Here is a 17,605-nt window from a genome sequence, read left to right as displayed (position 1 = left end):
AGGGAAACTTGCCCAAACGGGAGGGTTGCCCAAACCAGGTAAAGCCATTGTAGCAAGGATTTCAGGATTTTACCTGTGGATTTGCTTGGGCAGTAGCCCAAAAAAACACTGATCTCAAACAGACAAAGGAGGTCAGTGATGGCTAATCTACAAGACAAATTCAAACAACGCGCCGCCTTAGAAGACGCATATAGTAATTTCGTGGAACCCTATGTTAATCAGGTGATGGAAATTCACCTTAATTCCTTCTTAGAGACTCCTCCGGTTCCGGTGATGTTTGCGGGTTTGGGCTGCGTATCGGGGTGTTTGCTGCTGACGGTGGTTTATTGTGGATGCGCCGACGGCCATGAATGTAGCGACGACCTTCCCCACCACTTTCGTTAAATCTTGATTGGGCTATCGGTCGCTGGGGAGACGAACGCACCCGCAACTTCCAGCATAGCCACTCTGGCGCAGAATGGCGGGAAGAAGGTCTAACCACCTCTGGGTTAGCACTTCAGCCACAGAGGACACAGAGGAGGAGAGGGGGAAGAGGTGGGGGCGACCCCTTGTGGTTGTCCTGCCGGGTCGCCCTAGCCTTGGGGTCATCATATCAATGGCTACTTTTTTTCTGCTATTTCATGGGTCCTTTTCACTCAGATGCAAGTTACGCATGACCGAAATGCGTAAAATAAAAAACAATCTAAAAATTGTAGTTGCCGATACATAAACCCCTGGTGATTTTTCTTAGATTGTGGACACAACATCAAACCGACCCTATGTTATCTCTAAGCACTCATCCCCTGTGATTAGAACCTAAAAACTCACTGTTGATTCTTAACTAAACAATGCCCCGATTTAACCGTCGCCAATTCCTGATTACAGCTGGTGCAGCAACGGCTGGCAGCTTATTACTCCATAGCTGCGGACCGATTAATGACCAAACCCAATTTGAGGTAGAAATTGACCCAGAAAATGCCCCGGAAACTCCAACAGCACGACTCGGCTTTATTGCCTTAACCGACGCGGCTCCCCTAATTATTGGACGGGAAAAAGGCTTTTTTGCTAAGTATGGCATGACGGATGTCTCCGTTGAAAAACAAGCATCCTGGGGAACCACCCGTGACAATTTAGTTCTGGGTTCTCGGGGCGGTGGTATTGATGGGGCACATATTCTCACACCAATGCCTTATCTGATTTCAGAGGGGATTGTCACCGATGGTCGGCGAGTCCCGATGTACATTTTGGCGCGTCTGAATTTGAATGGTCAGGGGATTTGCCTCTCCAATGACTATCGCGATTTAGAAATTGGAGTCGATAGTACCCCCCTCAAGGAACGGTTCGCTGAACGACGGGCTGCGGGTGAAGACTTACGGGCCGCCATGACCTTTCCCGGAGGAACCCATGACTGCTGGATTCGCTACTGGCTGGCGGCGGGAGGGATTGACCCAGACCAGGAGATTTCGACGATTGTCGTCCCCCCACCCCAGATGGTGGCTAATATGCGGGTTGGCAATATGGATACCTTCTGTGTTGGGGAACCCTGGCCCCTGCAATTGGTGAACCAAGATATTGGCTATAACGCCTTAACCACTGGGGAACTCTGGCAAGACCATCCTGAGAAAGCCCTAGGAATGCGGGCAGATTGGGTTGACGAACATCCCAAAGCCGCCCGGGCGTTGTTGATGGGAACCCTAGAAGCCCAAATCTGGTGTAGTGAACCGGAGAATGTGGAGGAGATGTGTCAGATTCTCTCCCGCCGGGCTTGGTTCAATGTGCCGTTTGATGACATTATCGACCGGTCTCGGGGTATTTATGATTTCGGCATCGGTGAGGTGAGGGAAATGCCAGATTTGATGCAGAAATACTGGCGGGATAATGCGTCCTATCCCTTCAAAAGTCATGAGCTCTGGTTCCTAACTGAAAATATCCGTTGGGGGTATCTGCCCCCGGATGCGGATATTAAAGGCATGGTGGACCGAGTAAATCGGGAAGACCTCTGGCGAGAAGCGGCTGAAGCCATCGGCCAGGGAGACATGATTCCCGAAAGCACCTCTCGAGGTCCCGAAACCTTCTTTGATGGCAAGGTCTTTGACCCAGAAGACCCCCAAGATTATCTCAAGAGTTTAGAGATTACCCGAATTTAAGACTGATGCCGAAACACATCCTACCCCTATTGCCTGTTAAGAGTTAAGAGCATGATTTAATCTCAAATTAGGTTAACATTTTAGGGCAATACGGTATAATACCAAGTATGGTGCGAGACCTTCGGGTATGAAATAGAGCTGAAATGGGCGAAATAACTACCCGGTGAGGACTTCAACCCCTTGGTTGATTGGGTCGCATCCCTGACCATCCCATAACACAGCCTGATTTTTTGGCCTACCTTCGAGACTTCCGATATGGCCAGTCAGGTGAAGCGTATAATCAGGTCTAAGACTGCCCGCGCCATGCTGACATGGGCGCATTATCGATTCAAACTAACCCTGAGACATCAAGGGGAAATAACTGGAACCACAGTTGTAGATGTGACCGAAGAATACACCAGCAAAACCTGTACTCACTGTGGTCATGTGCATTCCCAGCTAGGTGGCTCAAAAGTGTTCCGATGTCCTGAGTGTGGGTTCACTCTACCCAGGGACTGGAACGGTGCTTTTGGAATCTTTCTAAAAGCTTTGCGGGATACCGCCTCTGTTACCTTAACGGGTAATAGTGCTATCGTCGCATTGTCAGGCAATAGCCGGATAAATGTCGCGTAAATGTATCAGTTCCCTGTCCCCTTCTCTCCTCATGAACCTATGACTTCTCCTACTTATCGCCGACGCCATAAATTTAAATTTTCCCCACAACGGTGGCTTAAAGCCGTTCTTAACAAGGGGAAAAAGCTGATTCCATCTGCGGTTGCTATTCTGATTTTCCTGGTTGTTTGGGAGGTGTTCACGGCTGTTTCCGATTCGACGTTGCCCGGTCCTATCCGCACAGTGTCAGAAACTTGGGAATTGATTATCGACCCGTTTTTTGACCACGGCGGCATTGATAAGGGGCTATTCTGGCAAATTTTGACGAGTTTGCAACGGGTGGCCTTGGGGTTCTCCCTCGCTGTGGTGGTGGGAGTCTCGTTAGGAGTTCTGATTGGTACGAACACTCTAATGTACCGTGCCTTAGACCCGATTTTTCAAATCTTGAGAACGATTCCCCCCTTGGCTTGGCTACCGATTTCCTTGGCAGGCTTTGAGCGAGCAAACCCTTCGGCTATTTTTGTGATTTTTATTACAGCAATTTGGCCGATTATTATCAATACAACTGAGGGAGTGCGGCAAATTCCTCAGGATTATAATAATGTGTCACGGGTGCTACGACTTGACCGCAAGACCTATTTCTTTAAAATCCTCTTCCCGGCAACGGTTCCCTATATTTTTACGGGACTCAAGATTGGGATTGGTCTGTCTTGGCTGGCAATTATCGCCGCCGAAATGTTGATTGGTGGTGTGGGTATTGGTTTCTTTATCTGGGATGCCTGGAACAGTTCTCGCATGAGTGACATTATCCTAGCGGTGATTTATGTCGGGGTCGTCGGCCTACTGCTGGATAAGTTTATTACCTTCTTGGCCAGTTTGGTGGTGTCTGAAGACTAAGCTCAATAATTAATTAGCTGTCTTCTGTTCTGATTTCGTTGTCCCCTACTCCTGCTTAAAGCCCATGTCTATTTTTGCTGAAGTTGACCATATTGAACGAGTCTTTAATCTCCCTAATGGAGGCACTTATGTTGCCTTGAGTAACATTGAACTCAAGATTCGTAAAGGTGAATTTATCTCCTTGGTGGGTCATTCCGGCTGTGGTAAATCAACCCTCTTAAACCTAATTGCCGGACTCGATAAACCTACCCGAGGGGGCATCATCCTAGAAGGTCGCCAGGTGACAGAGCCGGGACCCGATCGCATGGTGGTATTCCAAAACTATTCTCTGCTGCCCTGGCTAACGGTGCGAGAAAACATCGCCTTGGCGGTCGAATCCGTTATGGGCGATCGCCCCCGAGGAGAACAACGCGGTATCATTGAACATCACATTGACCTAGTGGGCTTACGTCATGCGGCCCATAAACGCCCCGCCCACCTCTCCGGGGGCATGAAACAGCGGGTTGCCATTGCCCGGTCGCTGGCTATCCGCCCCAAACTCCTCCTCCTGGACGAACCTTTTGGAGCCCTAGATGCCCTGACCCGAGGGGGACTGCAAGAACAACTGATGCGTATCTGCGAGGAAAGCCAAGTCACCTGTATCATGGTCACCCATGACGTGGACGAAGCCCTCCTCCTGAGCGATCGCATCGTCCTCCTCACCAACAGCCCCGCCTCATACATCGGGCAAATTCTCGATGTCCCCATCCCCAGGCCCCGCACCCATGTCTCGGTGGTCAAAGATCCCAACTACTACGGACTCCGCAACGAGATCGTCTATTTCCTCAACCAACAGCGACGGGCCAAGAAACGCCAAAGCCAACCCCAACCCATCGAAGTTCACGAAAACGGCTTAGAAAAAGTCAACCTCAACCTAGGCTTCATCCCCCTCACCGACTGCGCCCCCCTCGTGGTGGCTAAAGAACGGGGATTCTTCGCCAAACATGGCTTGACCCAAGTCACCCTCAGTCGCGAACTCAGTTGGAACGCGATCGAATCGGGCATTCGAGAGCAACGCCTCGACGCAGCCCAAATGGTTGCCGGAATGCCCCTCGGAATGACCATAGGCCGGGATAACCATACCCCCCTGCCCGTCATTACCGCCATGACCCTCTCTCGCAACGGCAACGCCATCACCTTCCATCGTCACTTCTACGAGGAAGGGGTGCGAACTCTCGCCGATCTCAAAGGCTTTATCGCCGCCTACCCCGACCGACGACTCACCCTGGGAGCCGTGCATCCCACCTCCATGCACAACCTCATCCTACGTTACTGGCTCGCCTCCGCTGACATCGACCCCGATCGCGACCTGGATATCGTCATCATTCCCCCCGCACAAATGGTCGCCAACCTCAAAGCCGGCAACATCGACGGCTACTGTGTCGGCGAACCCTGGAACTCCCGCGCCGTCCATGAAGGCATCGGTTTCGTCATGGCCACCGACCCGGAAATCTGGTCTGGCCATTGCGAAAAAGTCCTCGGAGTCCGGGAAGACTGGGCGCAAACTCACCCCAAAACCCATCTAGCCCTCATCCAAGCCCTCTTAGAAGCCTGCGACTACTGCGACGATATGCGTCATCGGGAAGAGGTTTTAGACCTCATCTGTCGTCCCGAATATGTCGGGTCCGACCCCATCTACACCCGTCCCGGCTTCATTGATGCCTACAACAAAGGCATCGGCGACCCCCAACCTATCCCCCGCTACAACCAGTTCTTCTGCGACAAAACCAACTGTCCCGATCGCACCGAAGCCCTGTGGATTCTCACCCAAATGGCCCGTTGGGGCATTACCCCCTTCCCCCGCAACTGGATTGAAGTCATTGATCGCGTCCGCCGTCTCGATATGTTCTCCCAAGCCGCCCAAGGCTTAAACATGATGGACATTGGCCGCGATCGCTATCCCATCATCCTCTTCGACGGGGCTATTTTCAACCCAGACGATCCCATCCATTACCTAGAACAACTACAAATCAAAACCAACCTAACCATCACAGAAATCGATATCAACCCAGCCCCCCGAGAACTCTCCGCCGCCTAATCCCAAAGAACCCACCCCTAAGCCATCCCCAGAGGAGAACCGACCCCCCATTCCTCTTTCACCCCTGCTACCTACTGCCTATTGCCTTCTTCCCCCTATTGCCTTCTTCCCCCCTGTTAAGAGTTAAGAGTTAAGAGTTCCCTATTTCCTTCTTACCCAATGCAAACTGTAACCAACTCCACCTCCCACACCTACACCACCAATGACTCTTATCTGGTCATTGATGGCCTTAGCAAAACCTATGCCACCCCAGAGGGGCCCTATCGAGTTCTCGACAACATCCAACTCACCGTCCGGGAAGGAGAATTCTTATGTCTGATTGGGCACTCCGGCTGTGGTAAATCCACCCTCCTGGATATGGTTTCCGGCTTCCGTCAACCCAGCGAAGGAGAAGTTCGCTTAGAAGGACGACGAATTAAAGAACCCGGGCCTGATCGCATGGTGGTCTTCCAAAACTATGCCCTCCTGCCCTGGCTAACCGCCTACGAGAATATCTTCCTGGCTGTCAACTCCGTCTTTCCCAAGCTCAAACAACGGGACAAAGTGGCGATCGTGCAAGAACATCTGGAACTGGTGGGCTTAACTGAGGCCGCCGACAAGAAGCCCAAAGAACTCTCCGGGGGAATGAAACAACGGGTATCCATCGCCAGAGCCTTAGCCCTGCGCCCCAAAGTCCTCATTCTCGACGAACCTTTCGGCGCTCTCGATCCCATCACCAGGGAAGAACTGCAAGAAGAACTGCTACAAATCTGGGCCGATCACAAAGTCACCGTACTCATGATTACCCATGATATCGACGAAGCCCTCTTCCTGGGCGATCGCCTGGTCATGATGACGAACGGCCCGGCCGCCCGCATTGGTGAAATCCTCGACTTACCCTTCCCTCGGCCGCGCGATCGCACCCGACTCATGGAACAGCCAGAATACTACGAGCTACGCAACGAAGCCCTAGACTTCCTCTATCGTCGTTACGCCCACGACGACACCTAAAGCCCAGAAGAATCCTTTACGCCTCTGGATGAAATGGTCCCCACCCCCGTTTCTGAGGCACTTCTTGGCGGCTGGGGAATAATACGTTTGCGTCAGATTGTAACAGTTTCAGATATTCAAATCTGATACATTTACGCGACATTTATCCGGCTATTGCCTGACAATGCGACGATAGCACTATTACCCGTTAAGGTAACAGAGGCGGTATCCCGCAAAGCTTTTAGAAAGATTCCAAAAGCACCGTTCCAGTCCCTGGGTAGAGTGAACCCACACTCAGGACATCGGAACACTTTTGAGCCACCTAGCTGGGAATGGACATGACCACAGTGAGTACAGGTTTTGCTGGTGTATTCTTCCGTCACATCTACAACTGTGGTTCCAGTTATCTCGGCTTGATGTCTCAGGGTTAGTTTGAATCGATAATGCGCCCATGTCAGCATGGCGCGGGCAGTCTTGGATTTGATTTTCCGCTTGGCTTTGGCAACCATGTTGGAAGTCTCGAAGGTGGGCAGAAAAATTATGCTGTAGTCATTAGTCAAGTAGTGAGCAATTTGTTTGTGGGCTTCATCAACTAGATTGCGGATTTTGGTTCTCATTCGTTGAGCCGCTTGCCTCATCCGGCGTCGCCGTGAACGATTAAGTTCCTTGGCGATTCGGCTCATCAAATCATCCAAATGTTGACATAACCTAGTAATGCGTCCTATATCTCCGGAGCCCAATTCCAGAAACCGAGAGCCATCAAACCCAGTTATGAAAGTTCGGACACCCCGGTCTAATGCAATCACGCCATTCGCTTCAGTTGGGGTAACGGCAACTGGTTCAGGGAAAATCGCCAACCATCGACCTTTGGTAAACACCAACTGAGTCCCTTGCCCGCAAGTTTTAGGGATAGCTTAGGAAACCATGAAAGTTAATCCTTTCGTGAGTCTTGGATACCAACTCCCTGAAGAGAAATTAGCATTGTTAAACTTGATGGCTTGAGAACTATCCCGACAGCTCGGTGGCCTTGCGCCAGGACTGGCGGTCAAAGCCTGATAGGCATCAAAGATGGCATTTTGCCGAATGTGGCAGGGTGTTTCTTTGACCCATTCGGGTAAGTCGCTCTGCATCACTTCGTTGCGTAATTTCAGTTTGCTTAGTCGTTTACCACTCCGGGATAATGCAATTGCTTGGTTGTAGCAATACCGACAAGCGGCCAGCCATTTACGCCAGACTTGATTTAGCTCTGGGCTGGGGTAAATCCGGATCTTCTTTGACCTGAGTTTTGTATTTACTCCGTCCGTATAATCGGAAACTGAAGCAGTGGAGGATGGCGAGGATGTCCTCAACCATTTCTGGTTCTCGACTGAGACTTGTCTCGTTGAGAACCATGAGTGAGCACCTGTTTTGCTCACAGAGCCATCGAAACAAGTCCCATCCAAATCTGGCCAATCGGTCTGGGTGGGCAACGACAACCATGCGGACATCTCCTGACAAGACTTGTCCCAGTCAGGCCAGCATTTTCTTTCCCTTGAAGTTGAGCCCGCCTCCGATTTCGGAGACGACTTCTGCTTCGGGGTAGAGGTTGGACAGTGCGGCCACCTGTCGGTTGAGGTCGGACTGCTGGGCGCGGCTACTAACTCTGGCATAGATAACGACTTTGCGTTTGTCACTGCGTGATGGCATCAGAATATGACTCAACGTTGTATCGTCGTTGCCCAGCGGGGGTTCTGATGGTCTCGATTGAGCCATTTTCGTCCCATCTGCGGAGTGTTCTTTCATGGACTCCAAGGATTTAGGCCGCTTCCTTGGGTTTGACATATCTGGCAATAGGTTTATCCTCAACGTTATGGTCGAAAGGGAAGTCACCTTCCCCAACTCCAATTCCAAACCGTACTTGAGACTTTCACCTCATACGGCTCCTGATGTAGATACCCCTTTTGACATCGGGAACAGGGCAACAACTCCCTGCTTTGTGACTTCAACTTTTGGAGCTAAATACAACATCGTAGTCTTTAAACTCGCTCTCGTCATAAACACTCTTATTTGTCGCAGTCTCTATATCCACACCGTGACTAGTGGGCATATCCTAACCATTACAGTTAGGCATTAGCTTTCAGTCACATCCTTTCCCCTTAAAGGCATACGCTTACACTTTTCACTACTGTGCAGTTACATCCTGCTGAGAACCTATGAGGGGTTTAAACGTTCCGTTTATACGGGCATTCCATCTTTAGACTTGTCCTGTCCACCGGGGTAATTTTAAAGGTCTGTGTAGGTAGTGGATGAAAACTCCTACTTTTCCCCTTGCTCTTTTGAGCGCAGCGTATCAACCTATTTCGCTACTTAATAATTACGATGGTTCAAGCCGGAACATTCAGATTTCCTTAGTCATGGATGGTTGGCAGTGGTCGGATTATTGGGAATAGGTTTCCCTCACGCCTTCCGTTCCCCGCTTCAATCTGACGGGTTGTGATTCCTCAAACTGGGGGTGGCTATCGCCGTTACTCTCAACGCCCTGATTTCTCAGTTGGTTTATGACCTTGAGTCCCCTGCCTTGCTTAGATTTCTCCAAGCGTCGGGACATATAAACAGTTATGGGATGGTCAGGGGTGCGAATCCCTTATATTCCACCAAGGGGTGCAAGTCCCACTAGGAGGTTATTTCAGGCATTGCAGCCTTATTTGACTCCTAAACGTCTCGCACTTATCGCTTATTATACCATATTGCCCTAAAATATTAACCTAATTTGAGATTAAATCATGCTCCCCTAACCAAGTTTCGATTCTCCCAGGTCAACGCCGAAGCGATCGCCTATATCAGATTCCCTTGATTCGGCGGAAAGCCTTTTAACGGCGCTTTTAGGGGTTCTGAGGTGAGAAATCGTACTCTCCTAGGTCAACGCCGAAGCGATCGCTTTTGGGGTGGGTTTTGTCGGGGTGAAAATTCGCCGCTAAAGAGGATGGCACTGTGGGGGAGGAGGTGGGGCGCGTTTTAGGGTTTTGAGGTGGCGATCGCAAGTCAGGCTATACTACAATTAATCAGAGCCTAAAATCAGGAATAAAGCCAAATGACTACCCAAAATTTATGAGAAAAATGGCAGCGTTTAGACCCTGAACAACAGCAACAAGTTCTCGCTTTTATTGACTTTATTCATCAAAGGCTTAAACCGACTAAACCCAGTTCTCCGCTTGGAGCAAAGTTAAGAAAAATCCGCCAAGAAATTATAGAATCGGGCATCCCCTTGTTAACGCCAGAAGAAATCGAACAAGAAAAAGTGGAACGGTGTGGAGGATATGCAGGCTAATCATGATCCGAACTTTTGTTGATGCTGGAGTGTTAATTTATGCGGCTCGCGCCAAATGAAATGGCTGAACTTGCTTGACAAATCTTAGAAGATGACCAGCGATAATTTGCCTCTAGTATTTAAAAAAAAGGATATTTTAACATAAAATTTGAGAAACAGAGTTGGTAGCAAAATCTCTGATTTGTAGGTGAAACTGTCGCAGAAACCGGGTTTCTTACAGAGATTTAGGTTTCACCTCGAATTCCATCTGGGAACGGTAGAAACACAGATCAAATTCCATCAAAAAGTTTGTCTGTCCTAGAATTAGAGGTGTATTAATATTTTTGGTCCAGGCAAACGCTAACTGAATCGGTGCAATATCGCCGATTTGAGCCATTGCCAACAAAGGTAGTGCTGGTTGGCTCCCTAAGTTACCAGTTAGTTGAATCATGGATTTGTTGTCTGCCCAAATAGCCCCTAGTTGTAGCCCCATATTATATGGCATGACATTGATAGTTGCACCACTGTCAACTAATCCCACGGCTTCAATCCTATGACTTTCTCGCCGCCAAATAATGGGGATTCGTGGCAGACTCTCAAATTCGTTTTGGGATGAATCAGTGGTTGAGTAGCGAAATCTCATGGTCATCAAACCTCCTCACTGGAATCTATTGCCTGCATGAGAATCGCCCCAGCCCCAAAAGTATTATATGGAGTAGGCAAATCATAGGTTTTACCGGGTTCTAAAGGTGAAATTTCGGCTCGTGATTCCATTTCTTCAGCCAGTAAACGAGAAGGGGTCGAGAATGGAGTCACCTCCATCCCCTCCCATTCAAAACCGTACTTGAGACTTTCACCTCATACGGCTCCTAGTCTGACTGTCTCTTTGTTATGAGCACAGCATTGTCTCTTTATCAAGAGCTGTTTTATCATCGTGACAATGGCGATGTAATAATTGAAGATTTTTGTATTCATCCTTTCCACCTTGGCTTCTAGGTACAATGTGGTCTACTTCAATTAAGTCTGATGGAGTAAAGAATTGCCCACACCAGGTACATCTACCTTTTGGTTTTTTGAGTAGTTTTGCTACCCTAGTTGGCGTGTCGATTGCTTGTCCTTTTCTGGTTGCCCAGTAAGTCCAATTTCCGTCATAAAGTGTTGCGTCAGGGCGTATTAGGGTATGTCTGATAATTGGAGTCCAATTGTGATTGAACAGATGTAACCCATCTTTGGTTTGGAACAGCCAATTTTCGTGTCTTTCTTTCCCATTGCTAAGTTTAATTGTTCCATGTCTGAAATAATTACTTAGCTTTTCGTAACTTGCCTTTCCGCATCTTGATCCTGTCCATGCCCGTAACATTTGCCAGATTATATTGTCTAGCTTAGTGAAGGTCTCTTTTGAGACTACCGCTGAATAATAGTTTGCCCATCCTCTTATGATTGGGTTTAGTCTACTAATCAGGGCTGCCTGGGGCGCATTTTTATGTTGTTTAATTACACCCTTAATCACTTCAGTGTGGGCAACTGCTTTTTGGCTGGGTTTTATGAGAGTTTTATGTCCGATTAATCTGCTCTTATGTCCCCCTGTTTTTCCAGTTTTGTATTTTCCTACTGGGTATTGCCTAATATTGAATCCTAAGAAATCAAATCCGGGTTTTTCTGCTTTGCCATTATACTCAATAGATTTGAGTGTGTGGCAGACTCGAGTTTTTTCAGGTTTAATCTCTAATCCAACAGGCTTTAGCCATTCATAAATAGCAGTTTTGCACTGTTCAATGATTCCTAAGTCTTTGGATATGACTACAAAATCATCGGCATATCGTATGACCGTGGCAAATGGTTTGCTGTTGGTATTATTTGGATACATTTTTCCTATTAACCTACCCATCCCCAACAGTGCGATGTTGGCGAGTATTGGACTAATTACCCCTCCCTGGGGTGTCCCTGTTTCTGTATCCTCGAATACACCATTATCTAGCACTCCCGCTTTGAGCCATTGTTTCATGTCTCTTTTTAGGCTGCTTGGACAATCAATTTTGGACAGTAGGTAATCATGGTTTATTCGGTCGAAACATTTCGCTATATCTGCATCAAGGACATAGTATTGTCCAATCTTAATGGCATTGTAAATCCTGCTTATTGCATCTTGGGCTGACCTGCCTGGTCTGAACCCATAGCTAGTTCCTTCAAATCTCGATTCCCATTCAGGTTCGAGAGCCGACTTAACCAAGGCTTGCCTTGCTCTATCTTGGATTGTGGGTATTCCTATTCCAGCTTTTTTCATCCCTACCAGGTTTTGGAATCCAAACCCGTCGCAGTGGTTTTGCTTTGAGATTTCCTTTAATGTTCTTGACCAGTTCAAACCTTTGTCTTGGAGAGATTACTCTTACTCCATCAACACCAGCTGTTTTCCTGCCTTGACCCGCTTGGGGGGCGGGTTTATTAAGCTGACTGTTGGGAAGCATGGCTGACCGTGGAACCCGCCCCTACAGCCGCACTGCTAAGAGCCGGGCATAGTATGATTTCACCAATAGACGTTGCCACCTTCTGGCTTTTGCATCTTGTCCCGATTTAGCTGCTTGAAATATACTCTTTTGGAGCTTGAAAACTTTCCGTTGAACCTTAGTCCATGGGATTGCCTTCCATGCGTTGTTCGTAGTCTTGATTGGTTTTGATTTCCCAAATCCTTTCTTTAAACTCGCTATCGCCATTTGTACACCTACTTGACTCTATTTCTTTACAATCAAACCGTGACCCGTTAGCATATCCCTACCATTACAGTCGGGCGTTGGCTTCTGGTCACATCTCACCCCCTAATAGGCTTACGCTTACACTTTCACTACTGACTTTCTCGACCAGATTATCAGAGCCTAAGAGGGGTTAAAACGTTCCGTTTATATGGGCATTCCATCTTTAGATTTGTCCTTTCCACCGGGGTACTTTTAAAGGTCTGTGTAGGTAGTCTAACGAAGCTCCTACTTTTCCCCTTACTCTTTTGAGTGCAGCGTATCAACCTATTTTTCGCTACTTAATTCTTACGATGGTTCAAGCCGGACATTCGGTTTCCCTAATCATGGATGGTTGGCAGTGGTCTCGATTCTGGTGTTAGGTTCCACCTCGGAGCCTTCCGTTCCCCGCTTCAATCCTGGGGTTGTGGTTCCCAAAATTGGGGGTGGCTATCGCCGTTACCCTAATTTCCTAACTTTACTTATCCATTTCTGGGCTTCCTATAGGAATTTGTATGAGTTAGTTCGTTTTGACCTGGGGTTCCCTGCCTTATTTGGTATATTTCTATACCGAATGTTGGGACATATAAACAGTTATGAGGATGGTCAGGAGAGATCTCCTTATATTCAACCAAGGGGTTTAAGTCCCCACCAGGCGGTTATTTCAGGTATTTCAACCCTATTTCATGCCTGAACGTCTCGCACAATTAGTTTAATTTTGTCAATGGGTGACAGTTGCTCGATGGCGGGGAGCAATTCTGTAAGTGTCATCATAAATTGGGTTATGGTGATTTGGACAATGGTTGGGCTGGTATAGTTTTGATTTGATCTCAAGTTTCAGGGATAAACCCGGTTTCTTGGCTGCTCAAATCTCCCCTAACCAGGTTTCAATGGCAGATATCAGATTCCGTTGATTGGGGGGAAAGCCTTTTAAGGGGGCTTCTAGGGGTTCTGAGGTGAGGTAATTTTCGCTCAGATTTGAGTGCAGTGGATTTTTTTAGGTTTTAATAAGGTTTTGTTGGCCGAGTTCTAGGGAGATGCCACTAATGCGATCGTCTCGGGGGCGGTAGGATAACACTTCAATGCCAATGGGTTCATTGGTGTCTCCATCTTTGAAAAGGATAATATCGTTCCCAAGTTCCGTAGCAATTTGGTTAGGGCGGGGAGATTGCCAAAAAATGGTTAACAGCTCGGTTTCTGGTTCGTAAAAGACTTTTATTTGAGCCATAATTTTGCTCGGTGTTTTGATGGCATCAGTTTGGTAAGCTGTAATCAAGTAACCCTCTCCATTTAAACGCCGTGCAACGGCAACCAGCCACCTTTTGGCTTTGAGGGTGCGATAAAATAGCAAGACATCAATATCGCGCTGACTTTGGTAAATGGCATCGGGTTGATTAAGGGTTTGCTGAATTTCAGTTTCATAATCAGTAATATCAGGATGCTTGATAAGCAATGTTTGCCAGTAGCTTTCGGTGGTGCGGACGGTGAACCCTAGGGGAGTAGAAACAATAAATTTAACAATTGATTCCATGTTTTAGCTGAAGGCTAGGGTTTGCTAATATTTTAACAGTTTTGGATGCTCAAATCTTCCCTAACCCGGTTTCAATGGCGGATATAGCCATCCTAAATGATTTGTACCTCACCCGATATCCCCTCGGATGTTCTGGGCCGCCAACGAGAAAGGAGCCGCCATCGTCTTCCACGACTGATTTAGGACTACTATATCAGATTCGGTTGATTAGGCGGAAACCCTTTTAACGGCAATTACCCCCGTCAGACAAAAGGCGATTCTCCTAGGTCAACGCCGAAGCGATCGCTTCTGGGGTGGGTTGATTAACGGTGACTCGGAGCGATCGCCTCAATTTGAGAACACCAAGAAAAGTCTTTGATGTTAAAAGTGTAGATTGTGGTAACATCATGGGCTAACATAATCCCAATGTGCAGTAAATCAAAAACACCTCCATTGCTTACAGGTCTTTCTGCCAATAAACCGATCCAACGTTCAAACAAATCCACCGGAGTTGAAAGTAGACAGATATGGGGCATCTGACAAATCCGGTTAATGCGGATAATTGCTTCCGTTGGCTGTAAAGGCGTGGCTAAAATAGCGGGATTAGTAATATAGGAGTAAAATTCCGCTAAAACCTGCGATGAGACACACAAAATTTCCCTTTCGGTGGGTCTAAATATTTCTAAAGCGGCTTTGTGTTGAGGGGCTTTGGTATTAGCAACATAAGCGAGGATATTCGTATCCAGATAAATTCGTTTAGCTTCCCCTGCCATAAAGCATCGTCCGATTAAAGGGCTGGAGAATTTCGCTGGCAAAAAACAAGGAATTCAAGTCTGATTCTGAGATATTTTCTCGGGTTGATTGTTTCTGCTGTTGATTAATAGTTTTAAAAGTTTCTATCATCTTGTGAATTTGCTCGATTTGTTCTGGGGTGAGTCCGGTGATATCAAGAGTTTGAGTCATTTTTGAGTTGGGGGCTAGGGGTTGTTGACATTTTAGCTAATTTTGGTGCTAAGGGTCAGAAACCGGGTTTCTTGGCTGCTTAAATCTCCTCTAACCAGGTTTCGATTCTCCTACCCAGACACTTCCGGAACGCCTATATCAGATTCCCTTGATTCGGCGGAAAGCCTTTTAACGGCGCTTCTAGGGATTCTGAGGTGAGAAATCGTGCTCTCCTAGGTCAACGCCGAAGCGATCGCTTCTGGGGTGGGTTGGGTCGGGGTGGAAACGGTTTCGCTACCTAAGAGGATGGCACGGTGGGGGAGGAGGTGGGGCGCGTTTTAGGGTTTTGAGGTGGCGATCGCATTTCCGGCGAGGTCTTCCTCGGTACAAGTGATTTTCCAAATCAGGGGGACATTGAGTCAGAAAAATGTTAATATAAGTAAATCGGCACGACAATAAATCTGAACATAAAATCAACCACTAGCGATGAAAAAGTCCATCGAACTCAATGAAGAATTGGTGAAAGAAGGATTGCGCTTAACCAATATTCAGACAGAACAAGAATTAATTAACTTGGCTTTATCCGAGTTAGTCAAAAACCGCAAAAAACGAAATTTACTCGATTTGAGTGGACAGATTCAATTCTCAACAGATTACGACTATAAAGCCTTACGGTTAAACCGGAATGTTTTTGATTGATACATCAGTTTGGATTGCTGTTTTCCGAGACAAGACTGGTACAGTTGGTCAATCTTTATCAGAAATTATTAAGGAGCAACCCATTTTTTTGAGCCGATTTACTCAAATGGAACTGTTGCAAGGTTGCCGATATGAACGGGAGTGGAGGTTATTAGAAACCTATCTGCAAGACCAAGACTATATCGAACCAACTCCTAATACTTGGGTCGCGGCTGCCCGAATTTATTACGATTTACAACGACAGGGATTAACGGTTAGAAGTAGTATTGATTGTTGTATTGCTCAACTGGCGATCGCACATCAGTTGATCTTAATTCATAATGACCGTGATTTTGAGACAATTGCAACGGCAACCAGCCTTAATAGTTTACGCTTTCGACCTGACAATAATTAATTATCAACTCTCCTCTAACCCTATTCTAACCTAAAAAATGCCAATCCTCAAATCTCCCCTAACCAGGTTTCGATTCTCCTACCCAGACGCTTCCGGAACGCCGATATCAGATTCCGTTGATTGGGGGGAAAGCCTTTTAACGGCGCTTCTAGGGGGTCGTCGGTGAGAAATGCGATTCTCCTACCCAGACGCTTCCGGATCGCAATTACCCCCGTCAGTTTTTGGCAAAAGGCGATCGCTTTTGGGGTGGGTTGAGTCCGGGTGGAAATTCGCCGCCGAAGAGGATGGCTCCGTGGGGGAGGAGGTGGGGCGCGTTTTAGGGTTTTGAGGTGGCGATCGCATTTCCGGAGGGGTGGCGGGTTCCGGGGGATTTTCCTCTGCGAGAGAGGCTATGTTTTGGGTTCAGTATCCGTGCTTTCTAAGTCTAACCATAAGCGTAAAATTGTTTCAATTTGTGACAACTGCTCTGGATCTAATTCACCTAATTTTTTCAGAAGTTTTGCATGAGGAATGGTAATCAGGTTTTGTACGTCGAAAACTCCGGGTTTGAGAAACCGGGTTTTAATCTCAACTTCAAAACGTGAACCTCTAGGACTGGTGGTGTGGGGAATCAATGTTGTTAATGCTCTATCCTGCATGAGGGCAGGAATACTCACCACAAGACAGGGCCTAACCTTGGCGGTGTAACCTAAATCGACAAGCCAGACTTCTCCCCGGTTAGGACTACTCATAATCTGCTTCTTGCTCATCTAAGGCTAAAAATAGTTCTTCTGCATTGAGGACTAAATCCTCATCGGTCAAAGGGGGAACGTCAAAATTGATAACTCGCTTGAGTATTTCTGCTGCGATCGCCTGTTGTTCTGTCTTCGGCAACTCATCAAAGTTTTTGAGAATTTCTTGAGCTAGGGTATTCATAACAGTTCAGTCCGCTTCGTTACCCAAAATCAGGTTTCAAGGTCAATTCCAATTTTATCCTAAGTTTCAGGCAGAACCCCAGTTACTTAAATCTCCCCTAACCAGGTTTCGATCGCCGATATCAGATTCGGTTGATTGGGGGGAAAGCCTTTTAACGGCGCTTCTAGGGGTTCTGAGGTGAGAAATGCGATTCTCCTACCCAGACGCTTCCGGAACGCAATTACCCCGGTCAGTTTTTGGCAAAAGGCGATCGCTTCTGGGGTGGGATGTTCACAGTCCGTGAGGAGGAGGGCGCGGTGGGGGAGGAGTTGGCGGCGTTGCAGTGGTTTGAGGGCGCGGCGCAGTTGGGCGGGGGTTTTGGGTTCCGGGGGGTCTTCGTCGGGACATGGGGTGTCTCAGGATGGGGTGTGGTGGGGGGTGCCGCTAAGTGGTGAAGTAGAATATCATTAAAGGTGATTGAGTACCGTGAGGCT

The 17,605-nt window shown here is 47.7% G+C and carries 24 protein-coding genes and 2 pseudogenes; 9 read left to right on the top strand and 17 right to left on the bottom strand.

The annotated features are described in order from the left end of the window. The first annotated feature begins 138 nt into the window (after window positions 1–138). From N39L_RS27695 to N39L_RS27670, 6 genes and pseudogenes are all read left to right on the top strand, one after another. Window positions 139–384, top strand: coding sequence for a hypothetical protein (locus tag N39L_RS27695; protein WP_014276968.1), 246 nt, complete (start codon window positions 139–141; stop codon window positions 382–384). Between the two features lie 443 nt (window positions 385–827). Then, entirely contained in the window at window positions 828–2,126 is a 1,299-nt protein-coding gene (locus N39L_RS27690; protein WP_006616041.1) for a CmpA/NrtA family ABC transporter substrate-binding protein, read from the top strand. Between the two features lie 216 nt (window positions 2,127–2,342). Then, a pseudogene (locus tag N39L_RS27685) lies at window positions 2,343–2,738 on the top strand (zinc ribbon domain-containing protein); the annotation flags it as partial. A 39-nt stretch (window positions 2,739–2,777) separates the two neighbouring features. Further along, entirely contained in the window at window positions 2,778–3,614 is an 837-nt protein-coding gene (gene ntrB / locus N39L_RS27680; RefSeq protein ID WP_014276966.1) for a nitrate ABC transporter permease, read from the top strand. A 64-nt stretch (window positions 3,615–3,678) separates the two neighbouring features. Then, window positions 3,679–5,691 (top strand): ABC transporter ATP-binding/substrate-binding protein, encoded by a 2,013-nt coding sequence (locus N39L_RS27675; RefSeq protein WP_006616416.1) that lies wholly within the window; start codon window positions 3,679–3,681, stop codon window positions 5,689–5,691. A gap of 159 nt (window positions 5,692–5,850) precedes the next feature. After that, window positions 5,851–6,681 carry a nitrate ABC transporter ATP-binding protein gene (locus N39L_RS27670; protein ID WP_006616417.1) on the top strand — a complete coding sequence of 277 codons (831 nt, stop codon included), beginning with the start codon at window positions 5,851–5,853 and terminating at the stop codon, window positions 6,679–6,681. Between the two features lie 131 nt (window positions 6,682–6,812). On the opposite strand, the gene N39L_RS27665 is transcribed toward N39L_RS27670, so the two are convergent. The 13 genes and pseudogenes from N39L_RS27665 to N39L_RS27605 all read right to left on the bottom strand — a co-directional run bounded on the left by N39L_RS27665 (window position 6,813) and on the right by N39L_RS27605 (window position 15,145). Next, entirely contained in the window at window positions 6,813–7,571 is a 759-nt protein-coding gene (locus N39L_RS27665; RefSeq protein WP_434220698.1) for an RNA-guided endonuclease InsQ/TnpB family protein, read from the bottom strand. Window positions 7,572–7,574: 3 nt separating this feature from the next. Then, window positions 7,575–7,790, bottom strand: coding sequence for a hypothetical protein (locus N39L_RS27660; protein WP_035736999.1), 216 nt, complete (start codon window positions 7,788–7,790; stop codon window positions 7,575–7,577). A 109-nt stretch (window positions 7,791–7,899) separates the two neighbouring features. Further along, window positions 7,900–8,455 (bottom strand): annotated as a pseudogene (locus tag N39L_RS27655) (IS607 family transposase); the annotation flags it as partial. A 621-nt stretch (window positions 8,456–9,076) separates the two neighbouring features. Beyond that, window positions 9,077–9,247 carry a hypothetical protein gene (locus N39L_RS27650; RefSeq protein WP_167538952.1) on the bottom strand — a complete coding sequence of 57 codons (171 nt, stop codon included), beginning with the start codon at window positions 9,245–9,247 and terminating at the stop codon, window positions 9,077–9,079. Between the two features lie 934 nt (window positions 9,248–10,181). Beyond that, window positions 10,182–10,589 carry a pepsin/retropepsin-like aspartic protease family protein gene (locus N39L_RS27645; RefSeq protein WP_172973494.1) on the bottom strand — a complete coding sequence of 136 codons (408 nt, stop codon included), beginning with the start codon at window positions 10,587–10,589 and terminating at the stop codon, window positions 10,182–10,184. A gap of 5 nt (window positions 10,590–10,594) precedes the next feature. Beyond that, window positions 10,595–10,762: a hypothetical protein gene (locus N39L_RS27640; protein ID WP_006615937.1), complete on the bottom strand. Its 168-nt coding sequence runs from the start codon at window positions 10,760–10,762 to the stop codon at window positions 10,595–10,597. A 73-nt stretch (window positions 10,763–10,835) separates the two neighbouring features. Next, complete coding sequence (locus N39L_RS27635) at window positions 10,836–12,230, bottom strand: group II intron reverse transcriptase (protein WP_014276961.1); 1,395 nt, start codon at window positions 12,228–12,230, stop codon at window positions 10,836–10,838. Then, complete coding sequence (locus N39L_RS27630) at window positions 12,190–12,411, bottom strand: hypothetical protein (protein WP_014276724.1); 222 nt, start codon at window positions 12,409–12,411, stop codon at window positions 12,190–12,192. Before N39L_RS27630 ends, N39L_RS27635 begins: the two co-directional genes overlap by 41 nt. 21 nt (window positions 12,412–12,432) lie before the next feature. Further along, entirely contained in the window at window positions 12,433–12,657 is a 225-nt protein-coding gene (locus N39L_RS27625) for a reverse transcriptase N-terminal domain-containing protein (protein WP_014275364.1), read from the bottom strand. An 880-nt stretch (window positions 12,658–13,537) separates the two neighbouring features. Next, window positions 13,538–13,648, bottom strand: coding sequence for an NACHT C-terminal alpha/beta 1 domain-containing protein (locus tag N39L_RS27620; protein ID WP_410223547.1), 111 nt, complete (start codon window positions 13,646–13,648; stop codon window positions 13,538–13,540). A gap of 21 nt (window positions 13,649–13,669) precedes the next feature. Then, on the bottom strand, window positions 13,670–14,203 hold the full coding sequence (locus tag N39L_RS27615) for a hypothetical protein (RefSeq protein WP_006616224.1): 534 nt from the start codon (window positions 14,201–14,203) through the stop codon (window positions 13,670–13,672). A 302-nt stretch (window positions 14,204–14,505) separates the two neighbouring features. After that, window positions 14,506–14,955, bottom strand: a complete 450-nt coding sequence (locus N39L_RS27610; protein ID WP_014276960.1) for a type II toxin-antitoxin system VapC family toxin — start codon at window positions 14,953–14,955, stop codon at window positions 14,506–14,508. Then, the gene (locus N39L_RS27605; protein WP_014276959.1) at window positions 14,939–15,145 is read right to left on the bottom strand and encodes a hypothetical protein; all 207 of its coding nucleotides are present in this window, start codon (window positions 15,143–15,145) and stop codon (window positions 14,939–14,941) included. Before N39L_RS27605 ends, N39L_RS27610 begins: the two co-directional genes overlap by 17 nt. A 465-nt stretch (window positions 15,146–15,610) precedes the next feature. Here N39L_RS27605 and N39L_RS27600 point away from each other — a divergent pair, with 465 nt between their 5' ends. Both N39L_RS27600 and vapC read left to right on the top strand, forming a co-directional pair. Further along, window positions 15,611–15,823, top strand: a complete 213-nt coding sequence (locus N39L_RS27600) for a type II toxin-antitoxin system VapB family antitoxin (RefSeq protein ID WP_006615890.1) — start codon at window positions 15,611–15,613, stop codon at window positions 15,821–15,823. Continuing rightward, window positions 15,810–16,217 carry a type II toxin-antitoxin system VapC family toxin gene (gene vapC / locus N39L_RS27595; RefSeq protein ID WP_006615889.1) on the top strand — a complete coding sequence of 136 codons (408 nt, stop codon included), beginning with the start codon at window positions 15,810–15,812 and terminating at the stop codon, window positions 16,215–16,217. The genes N39L_RS27600 and vapC overlap by 14 nt, the downstream gene beginning before the upstream one ends. 47 nt (window positions 16,218–16,264) lie before the next feature. Here the strand turns inward: vapC and N39L_RS27590 are convergent, their stop codons facing one another. Beyond that, window positions 16,265–16,423: a hypothetical protein gene (locus N39L_RS27590; protein ID WP_410223546.1), complete on the bottom strand. Its 159-nt coding sequence runs from the start codon at window positions 16,421–16,423 to the stop codon at window positions 16,265–16,267. On the opposite strand from N39L_RS27590, the gene N39L_RS27585 reads away from it, so the two are divergent. Continuing rightward, entirely contained in the window at window positions 16,387–16,545 is a 159-nt protein-coding gene (locus N39L_RS27585) for a hypothetical protein (RefSeq protein WP_014276958.1), read from the top strand. The genes N39L_RS27590 and N39L_RS27585 overlap by 37 nt on opposite strands. Window positions 16,546–16,606: 61 nt before the next feature. Here N39L_RS27585 and N39L_RS27580 read toward each other — a convergent pair whose 3' ends face one another. The 3 genes from N39L_RS27580 to N39L_RS27570 form a co-directional block, all read right to left on the bottom strand. Continuing rightward, window positions 16,607–16,948, bottom strand: coding sequence for a type II toxin-antitoxin system PemK/MazF family toxin (locus N39L_RS27580; RefSeq protein WP_006615845.1), 342 nt, complete (start codon window positions 16,946–16,948; stop codon window positions 16,607–16,609). After that, on the bottom strand, window positions 16,941–17,132 hold the full coding sequence (locus tag N39L_RS27575) for a hypothetical protein (protein ID WP_006615844.1): 192 nt from the start codon (window positions 17,130–17,132) through the stop codon (window positions 16,941–16,943). The genes N39L_RS27580 and N39L_RS27575 overlap by 8 nt, the downstream gene beginning before the upstream one ends. 86 nt (window positions 17,133–17,218) lie before the next feature. Beyond that, the gene (locus tag N39L_RS27570) at window positions 17,219–17,476 is read right to left on the bottom strand and encodes an NACHT C-terminal alpha/beta 1 domain-containing protein (protein WP_373869273.1); all 258 of its coding nucleotides are present in this window, start codon (window positions 17,474–17,476) and stop codon (window positions 17,219–17,221) included. Window positions 17,477–17,605 lie beyond the last annotated feature (129 nt).

This window comes from Limnospira platensis NIES-39 (assembly GCF_026000695.1).
GTDB lineage: Bacteria > Cyanobacteriota > Cyanobacteriia > Cyanobacteriales > Microcoleaceae > Limnospira > Limnospira platensis.
This window is presented reverse-complemented; position numbering and strand designations above follow the sequence as displayed.